The 1,525-nt window shown below is 37.9% G+C and carries 3 protein-coding genes; 2 read left to right on the plus strand and 1 reads right to left on the minus strand.

What is annotated here, in order from left to right; genetic code table 11:
* Window positions 1–107: 107 nt before the first annotated feature.
* Both AAC147_RS10715 and AAC147_RS10720 read left to right on the plus strand, forming a co-directional pair.
* On the plus strand, window positions 108–554 hold the full coding sequence (locus AAC147_RS10715; protein ID WP_255347693.1) for an EndoU domain-containing protein: 447 nt from the start codon (window positions 108–110) through the stop codon (window positions 552–554).
* Between the two features lie 15 nt (window positions 555–569).
* Window positions 570–1,181 (plus strand): hypothetical protein, encoded by a 612-nt coding sequence (locus tag AAC147_RS10720; RefSeq protein ID WP_047686580.1) that lies wholly within the window; start codon window positions 570–572, stop codon window positions 1,179–1,181.
* Between the two features lie 98 nt (window positions 1,182–1,279).
* Here the strand turns inward: AAC147_RS10720 and AAC147_RS10725 are convergent.
* Window positions 1,280–1,525 (minus strand): SymE family type I addiction module toxin (locus AAC147_RS10725; RefSeq protein WP_052189859.1); only part of this gene is annotated, 246 nt, incomplete at its 5' end.

A 1,525-nucleotide genomic window follows, 5' to 3' on the forward strand; every position in this document is an offset into this window, starting at 1 on the left:
CCTAAGACCCCATCGGGCTGCTGGGCGGGTTTAATCCGTATTCGTATGTCCATAACCCCACCGGATGGGTAGACCCCTTTGGATTAACAAATTGTCCATCTTCATTCATAAATGATGATGTTGTTAATCATTCTAGTAAAGGAGATTGGAAGGAAGCCAGTTCTATGCCACCGAGGGATAGAAAAACATTCCCAAACGGAAGGTTAAGTGGTGGGGGACATGGACAATCAGCTATTCGGGAGTTAGAAGCAAGAGGTATCCCTTACAATATAGAGCATACTTATCCTAATGGGGTACGGGTAGGAAATATACCTAACCATGCATCTAAAGCGAAACGCAAAGGAACAGGCCAATCATGGTTCCCAGAAAATTGGAGTGATGCAGATATTAAACATGCAGGGAAAGTAATTTGGGATTCTCCAAGTAGTGTAAAAGTAGACATGCCTTCTGGCGGAACTATGATTTCAGGAACACATAATGGAGTCTTTATCCGAGTTGTCCGTGACCCTAAAGGGGGCGGCTCTATTTTCCCAGATAATTCAATTCAACCTTAACGCATGATGGATTATATGAATATAGAACATAGCATTCGTGAAATTAAAAGAAAGTGTGATGAAATACTCTCTTTTAATATGTGGTTTAATTTTCATGACGGATTTTTTTGGTCAATTATTGAATTAATTGATAATGATTTTCTTATAGATATCTATAGTTCTATTGAAGATAAATATCTTGAAATTTTGTGCCATGAACCAGTAATTATTTCTTTGGTAGAATCAACTCAGAGCAAGGAACTGATTGATTTAATTAAAAACATAAGAGATTACAAATCTGGTTTAATTGATGATATTCTTATTCATGATATCGAATCAGCTTTATTTGTTAATTATGATGAGCCAGAAAACCATTTGAGTGCCCAAGAATTTAAAGATACTTACATGACCCTTAAAAAACTAACTAAAGAGGCTTTGAATACAGAGCAAGATAATGAAAGTATAAAAAACACCTTAGACTCAATTATTGATTTTTCAGAAAAAAACAGACATGAATATTTATCTTACGTCCGTGTGTATTGGCTAAGTCTTTATTTTTATAAGTCAAACTATAAACTTAAAAACCAAGATGAAATAGAATATTATAAGAGAAATTTATCTGAACTATTTCCATGTGGTAGCTTTTAAATTAATAATAACTGAAATATGATTCACGTTATTAAGCCGGAAAGATCAGCGTGATCTTCCGGCTTTCTTCTTTTTTAAGAGCCGCTCATTCCCTGCCCTTAGTTGCTGTTGTAGTCGCCAAGCAGTTCCCGCATCCGCAGCTTAATCTCACTGAGCTGGGCTTGCTGGCGCTGGTACTGTTGCTTCATTGTGTGGGTGTCGTCGCTGTCAGGAATGAGCACTAAACAGCCATCCATAATCTTGACGGTGAGTGTGCCACCAATATCAAATCCGGCCTGCTTAAGCCACTGCCCTTTAAGATGAATTGCGGGCGGGGCATTGGCCTTGTCATTTTGCGGCACGTA

The sequence above is a fragment of the Xenorhabdus sp. NBAII XenSa04 genome, from assembly GCF_963866145.1.
GTDB lineage: Bacteria > Pseudomonadota > Gammaproteobacteria > Enterobacterales > Enterobacteriaceae > Xenorhabdus > Xenorhabdus indica.